Source organism: Pontiella sp. (assembly GCF_041622395.1).
Classification (GTDB): Bacteria; Verrucomicrobiota; Kiritimatiellia; order Kiritimatiellales; family Pontiellaceae; genus Pontiella.
Genome location: NZ_JBFJYW010000223.1, coordinates 1 through 6,620, shown reverse-complemented (window position 1 = coordinate 6,620; position 6,620 = coordinate 1). Strand labels below are relative to the sequence as shown.

Here is a 6,620-nt window from a genome sequence, read left to right as displayed (position 1 = left end):
CGGAAGACAGGAACCTTTCAAACCCGCCAATTTTCTCCAACGATTTTAGCCCGCCAAGCATCTTTCTGCCGTTCATTTTTCTGCCTATACCGTGGCCCCGGCTTCCGTACCGGGTTGGCGGAAAACACCGGATCGGAATCCGGCGCTACGGAACAGCCGGCGGGCCGCTTCGGCCCCGATTCATCGAACGGCTGAAAGGTCTCCTTCGTCAACCGTTTCGGCCCTATAATCCGCCGCAACTCCGTCACGGCGATGGGTGGATACCCACTGCCGGAGGCTTGAGAGCGTCGACCACGCCGATTTTTCCGCCCATCCTTCTCCCGCACCGCATCATTTTGTCGGAACGACTCCGTATGCTTTCAGGTGAAAGATGCGGGGTAAAAAATCCAATATCCGCGTGATCATTTTTTACCCAAAAATCTTCTACCTGCCCGCCGCCGATCAAGACCGTTGCGGAAGACAGGAACCTTTCAAACCCGCCAATTTTCTCCAACGATTTTAGCCCGCCAAGCATCTTTCTGCCGTTCATTTTTCTGCCTATACCGTGGCCCCGGTTTCCATATCGGGTTGGCGGAAGACGCCGGATCGGAATCCGGCGCTACGGAACAGCCAGCGGGCCACCAGCGTTGCGGGGCCTAGTGCGGGGTGGACTTGGGCATGGAACCCTTGGGCGCAAAGCCCGGCTGCGGCAGGGAATCGACGGTTGCCGTTGCGGCCTGCTGGCCCAGGCCGGTTACCGCATCGAACATGGAATTGGCCACGGCATCGACGGCGGCACCGACCAGCATACCGATCAGCCCATTGTTGTTTCCGCTGTTGGAATCTTTTTTGAGGGTCCACGTAAAGTTCCAGATCAGGGCATCGGTGGTTGTTTCCATCAGCCGGCTCGTCCCGGCGACGGTCACTTGCGTATTCAGCAGCACATAGGTTGATTCCCACGTGTTGATGTCCGAATAGAGCACCATGTCGGCTCCGAGATCGCGGCCGATCCGGCTGGCCTTGAACTCGGCAATATCGCGCAGCAGCAAGCCTTCGGCCGACGCATAGGCGACGACCTTGTCGGCGCTGATCACCTCGAACCCTTTCTTTTCGAGGGCGGCCTGGCACGCCTGGTTGAAGATGATCGAAGCGTCGGGATGTTCCGTTCTGTTGGTGCTCGGCATGATGAGCACGCGGATCGGGGCGCGCTGGAAATAGTAGCACCACGGCGTCTTGTTTGAAGAACAGCCCGTGGCGATCAACAGCAGCGCCCCCAGCAGCAGCGCGAATGGCGGAAGTGCGTTTGCGAGATGCTTTTTCATTATAGAAGCGCCTGTTTGAATTTTGGATCGGCGAGAATCTGGCGAATGGCCATGTGCGTGACGGTCTGGGCATCGACGTCCGCTCCGCCATAGATCACGCAAATGCCGCGTTTTTCAAAAAGCACCTGTCCGGAGGGCGACAGCAGCACGGCGTCGACGGTCCACTGCCGCAAGGAGAGCCACAGCAGTTCGGTCCCGAGATATACCGCGTTTTCGGACTTGTCCGCTTTTTCGGCGACCACCTGTTTGAGGCTGTCGAAGCTGGGGCCGAATGCAAAGCCCGGACGGGCCGGAACGAGACCGGAACTTTTCAGCTCCTGCTCAAACGCATCCGTGGCGTGGGTCCACGGGGTAAACGAAGGGTCGAGCGTCTTGCGGCATCGCGGATCGATCCGGTCGATGGTCGGGCAAAGATAGAGCTTTTTATGCGCCGGGAGCGCGATGGCTCCGAACCGGTGCTGCGCCGCTTGGTAGCGTGCGGCGGAATATTTTTGCGTGGCGCAACCGGCCGAAAGCAGGAGGATCGTCAAAGGAACGAAAGGCCACGCTGCTTTCCCGAGTGTCGTTTTCATGGTCACCTTTTATCCAGACTCTGGTCGATCAGCTTGTCCGCGAACTTGCTGATGGCAGCCCGCAAGGCGTTGCCGGCCATCGTTTCGTCGTAGCCCGCCGAGGTTCCAACGCCCAGCACCTTGCCGCTGGTGGCTTGCGCAATGCCGCGGCCGCTTTCCGCCGCGATGATCCGCCCCGTCGCCACCTCCACCAGGCGAACGTCAACGGTCGCCTCGGCCTGCCGCTTCACTTTCGATCCGAAGATGATGGCCTGGCTGCGGACGGTCTTGTAGCCGAAGCTCGATACGGTGCCGATCACCACGAAGTCCAGGCCGGCCCTTTTTCCGACGGACGCGGCAACCTCTGCGCCAACGGCATTGCCCGTCAGCTTCTGCTCTTCCACGATGCGGTTGAGCTTTTCGCGCTCGTACAACGAAAACTGCCCCGATCGATCCAGATAGGTCGTCAGCACGCTGGCGGCGCTGCGCCCGATCCGCCCCGATCCATAATCGGTCTGGTCTTCGAAATCCAGCACCGCGATTTTCTTGCGCTCGGCAAGAGGCAGCGGCGGACGAGCACTCGACCAACCGGGCGTAACGGCCTCTTCTTCCTTGGTGATTTTCGATGAATAGCAACCCGCGATCAGGAGCAATGACATACCCCCGGCAACCGTGCTTAATAAGAGATGCGATTTCATAGTTGGGTTCCTCCCATGAGCCATACACTACAAGCAACTTCGTTAGACGGAAGTTCACTCCTTTCGGCATAGCGACGCAACGATAAATTGCCGCGGAACGCGTTCTTTCTCAATTCAACATCTTGAGTCGGCCCGCCGTCGTTATGGTTTGAAATTGCACTCGTTTCCCTGGCCCTCCGCGTGGCATTGTGGATTAAATTGCGAAGGAACCTTATGGCCACTACATCGACACGGCTGCACGGCATCGATCTCGCCCGGGCGGTCGCCATCATGGGCATGATGCTCATCCACTTCAACGAGATCGCCGGAACAATTCCCTACACCGGGCCGGATTGGCTGGTCTGGCTGGACGGCCAGCTCGAAGGGCGCGCCGCCGTCGCCTTCGTGATCCTCGCGGGCATCGGCATGTCGCTGATGTCCCGGCGCGCGCGGATCTCCGGCACCGACGAGGCGCGGCGGACCGTGTGCAAGGCGTTGTTCCGGCGGGCGATCGTTTTATTCGGGGCGGGACTGCTCTTCCATCAAGCCTGGGACGGCGACATCCTGCACTGCTACGGGATTTTCATCAGCATCGGCACCTTGCTGCTCTTCGCCCCGTCGCGCTGGCTGTGGATGCTTACGTTGCTATTGAACGCGGGCTTCCTCGCCATGTTTCTACTCTTCAACAACCATCCGGGGTGGGCATACGATGCGGGATGGGACTGGGATGCCTTGGTCTACGCCGATTTCTGGACCGCGAAAGGGTTCCTGCGCAGCATCGTATTCAACGGCTGGTTCCCGCTTTTCCCGTGGCTGGGTTTCATGCTGCTCGGCATTTGGCTGGGACGGCTGGATCTGGGCAGCCGCAGCGTTCGCCGCAACGGTATGCTTTGGGGCGGCGGAATCGCGGTTGCCGCCACGGGCGCCTCCTGGCTGCTGACGAACCGCATCGGGCCCGGGATGCTCGGCATGCCGTACGAATTCTCCTACGCCCTGTTTGGCCGCGAATGCCTGCCCCCCACCCCGTTCTTCGTCATCCAATCGGGCGGCGCCGCCGTTTTCATGATCGCGCTCTGCCTCGGGGTGGCCGATCGACTGGGCGATTCGCGCGGGCTGAAGCCTTGGCTTGTTTTCGGGCAATGCGCGCTGAGCATCTACATCGGCCACGTGTTCCTCTTCCTCGTCCCGCTCATCTATCTGGACTGCACGGGCTATAGCCTATGGATCACGCTGCCCATGGGCGCCGGCGCCATCCTGGCGACGCTTCTGCTGATCGTGGCCTGGCACCGCTTCTTCGACCGCGGCCCGCTGGAAATCGTCATCCGGCGGCTCGCCGAGCCGACGCGCTCTTGATCCGCCGCCGCTTTTCCTGCACGATGCCTGCTCGCATTGAAGCAAGGAAGCAACCGGCAATGGCTAAATACACCCTACGCGGATCGGATGCGCTCGATCAAACGATCGACGAACACCTGCGGCGCATCGCCGAGGTGGCCGCGCCGCATTGCCGCGCCGGCATCCTGCTCGGCGGCTACGGCCGCGGCGAAGGCACGCCCTTCATCAACGCCGACGGCTCGCAGTCGCCGTTCAACGACTACGATCTGGTCGTGGTCGTCGGGCGCGCAACATCGGCCGCCCGGCGGGTGTTCCAAACCCTCGAAAGGCAGCTGAGTGCCGAACTGGGGATTGCGGTCGATCTCTGCCCCTATTCCTGCGCACACTTGCGCAAGTGTGCGCCGTCGCTGCTCGACTATGAAATGAAGCATGGCCACCGGGTGGTGTGGGGCCGGCCGGATCTTCTCGATGGCATGCCCGACTTCCAGGTGCCGCTCTCCGAAGGCACCCGCCTGCTGCTCAACCGCGGCAAGCTGCTGCTCGACCTCCAGCAAAGGCTCGAAAACCCGGCACCGCTTTCCGAGGAGGAGCGCATCCGCTTCATCAAGTTCATCCACAAGGTGCTGCTGGCGTTCGGCGATGCCGCGTTGTTGGCCGCCGGGGCATACGACCTTTCCTACGCCGTGAAGAAGCAACGCCACCCCGCCATCGGGCCCTGCCCCGACCGCGCGTTTGTCGTCGCGGGCTACCGCCGGGCGATCGAATTGAAGGAATGGGGCGACTACCACGCGCTCGGCGACTTTGACGTTGCGGCGGAGTTCGAGGCGGTGCGCGGCGTATTCCTGCGCTTCCTGCCGTGGTATCGGCGGCAAGCTTCCGGGATCGAGGGATCGCCGCTGAAAAACCGGCTGCTGAACCTCAAATGGAGCCGGCGGCCCAATCCGGAGCATCCGCGCGAAAAACTTTACGATGCCATTGTCGATTTGCTGCAAAACAAACCCGGCATGCCGGCGGAACGGTTCTATGAACTCCAGCGGAGGTTTTCCTGATGCCGCTTTTCAACATGGGAATCCGACGAAATGATTCGGTGTAGCTCTGCCCGCCAAGGAACGCATAATGAATAGAAGAAAAAAAAAGCTCACGCTCTTCCTCTTCATCGACGCCTTTGGCTGGGCGGTGAAGCAACGCCATCCGGATTTCCTGGACGGACGGATTGCCGACAGCAGGCCGCTCGATACGATTCTGGGCTACTCCTCCGCGTGCGACCCTTCGATCATCTCCGGCCTGACGCCCGCCGAGCACGGGCTGTGGTCGTCCTACTACTACGACCCGGACGGCTCGCCCTTCAAATGGACGCGCCCCCTCGCGCACCTGCCCGATTCGATTTTCCAGCGCGGCCGCGTGCGCAACCAACTGAGCAAGGGCATCAAGCAACGCTGCGGTTTTACGGGCTATTTCCAGCTCTACGCCGTCCCGTTCAAGGAGCTGCACCTGTTCAACTATGCCGAGCAAAAACGCATCTGGGAACCGGGCGGCCTGCCGCGCGGCGAATCGATCTTCGACCGCATGGCCAACGAACGCCTCGCCTTCTGCACCCACGACAGCGACGTCCCCGACGAAATCCGGATCGAGCGCCTTATGGCGCGCATCCAGCAACAGTCCATCGACTTTGCCTACTGCTCGCTCGGCAAGCTCGACGCACTTATGCACGCCAAAGGGAACGACCACCCGGAAATTGGCGACCTGATGCAGTGGTACGACGGCCAAATCCGCGCCCTGCTCGCCGCCGCGGAGGACAACTATGAAGCGGTGTCGTGGTATCTCATCACCGACCACGGCATGCACAATGTGGTTGAGGAATACAACCTCATCGCCGACATCGAAGCGCTCGGCCTGGAATGGAACAAGGAGTATGCCGCCTTCTACGATTCCACCATGGCCCGCTTCTGGATTCTCGATGAAACCGCCCGCCGGCCGATCTCCGAATGCCTGAAGGCCCACGCCAAAGGAACGTTGCTCTCGGAAGAAGAACTCAAGGCGTTCGGCGTCTGGTTCGACGACGGACAGTACGGCGACTTGGTCTTTCTCATGGATTCCGGCATTCAGATCGTGCCCAGTTTCATGGGCGTGAAGGCCTGCCAGGGCATGCATGGCTACCACCCCGCCGACCCCGACTCGCTCGCCTCGATTTCATCGAACAAGCCCATCCCCGAATCCATCGGAAAGATCCAGCACATCCACCGGCTCATGCTCGACGAACTGGGCCTAAGTTGCGAGCCGTGAGAAATACGGTTTACAATCCCGGATCAATCCTCGATCGTCTCGCGCCATGGAAGAACTGACGCCAGACCCCAAACAGCTGCTCGAACTCGCCGAAGCCCGCATGCCGTTCGGCAAATACCAAGGCCGGTTGCTCATCGATCTGCCGGAGCCCTACGTCGTCTGGTTCAAGCAAAAGGGCTTTCCGGGCGGTAAGCTCGGCAAGCAGCTCGAAACCGTCTACGTCATCAAAGCCAACGGCCTCGAACACCTCTTCGACCGCTTGCGCTAGATGCGGGCGGCGGGAATCGTTCTTTACTTTCTGGCCCCGGCGTGATTTAAATAAAACAAATTGTGGTTAGAAAAAGGCGCTGTGTCGTATGTTACGGAAATTTTTAAAGAAAAAACCGATTCTCGCCGAGGTGGTTGCGACGCCCATCGACCTCCGCTTGCTGGGGGAACACATGGACAGCATCAAGGTGTCCTTGCTCGAAATCCGT

The 6,620-nt window shown here is 60.3% G+C and carries 8 protein-coding genes; 4 read left to right on the top strand and 4 right to left on the bottom strand.

Translation table 11 applies throughout. The features are described from left to right. Positions 1-244: 244 nt before the first annotated feature. From ABYO54_RS12470 to ABYO54_RS12455, 4 genes are all read right to left on the bottom strand, one after another. A complete protein-coding gene (locus ABYO54_RS12470) occupies positions 245-529 on the bottom strand; it encodes a hypothetical protein (protein ID WP_372808581.1) in 285 nt (94 codons plus the stop codon). A gap of 106 nt (positions 530-635) precedes the next feature. Beyond that, entirely contained in the window at positions 636-1,301 is a 666-nt protein-coding gene (locus ABYO54_RS12465) for a GNA1162 family protein (RefSeq protein ID WP_372808580.1), read from the bottom strand. Then, positions 1,301-1,873: a hypothetical protein gene (locus ABYO54_RS12460; RefSeq protein ID WP_372808579.1), complete on the bottom strand. Its 573-nt coding sequence runs from the start codon at positions 1,871-1,873 to the stop codon at positions 1,301-1,303. The genes ABYO54_RS12465 and ABYO54_RS12460 overlap by 1 nt, the downstream gene beginning before the upstream one ends. A gap of 2 nt (positions 1,874-1,875) precedes the next feature. Further along, entirely contained in the window at positions 1,876-2,550 is a 675-nt protein-coding gene (locus ABYO54_RS12455) for a CsgG/HfaB family protein (RefSeq protein WP_372808578.1), read from the bottom strand. Positions 2,551-2,763: 213 nt separating this feature from the next. On the opposite strand from ABYO54_RS12455, the gene ABYO54_RS12450 reads away from it, so the two are divergent. From ABYO54_RS12450 to ABYO54_RS12435, 4 genes are all read left to right on the top strand, one after another. Continuing rightward, the gene (locus tag ABYO54_RS12450; protein WP_372808577.1) at positions 2,764-3,882 is read left to right on the top strand and encodes a DUF418 domain-containing protein; all 1,119 of its coding nucleotides are present in this window, start codon (positions 2,764-2,766) and stop codon (positions 3,880-3,882) included. Positions 3,883-3,941: 59 nt separating this feature from the next. Next, positions 3,942-4,910, top strand: coding sequence for a hypothetical protein (locus ABYO54_RS12445; protein WP_372808576.1), 969 nt, complete (start codon positions 3,942-3,944; stop codon positions 4,908-4,910). A gap of 67 nt (positions 4,911-4,977) precedes the next feature. Beyond that, positions 4,978-6,144, top strand: coding sequence for an alkaline phosphatase family protein (locus ABYO54_RS12440; RefSeq protein WP_372808575.1), 1,167 nt, complete (start codon positions 4,978-4,980; stop codon positions 6,142-6,144). 46 nt (positions 6,145-6,190) lie between these two features. Then, complete coding sequence (locus tag ABYO54_RS12435; RefSeq protein ID WP_372808574.1) at positions 6,191-6,412, top strand: DUF3820 family protein; 222 nt, start codon at positions 6,191-6,193, stop codon at positions 6,410-6,412. Positions 6,413-6,620: the final 208 nt, after the last annotated feature.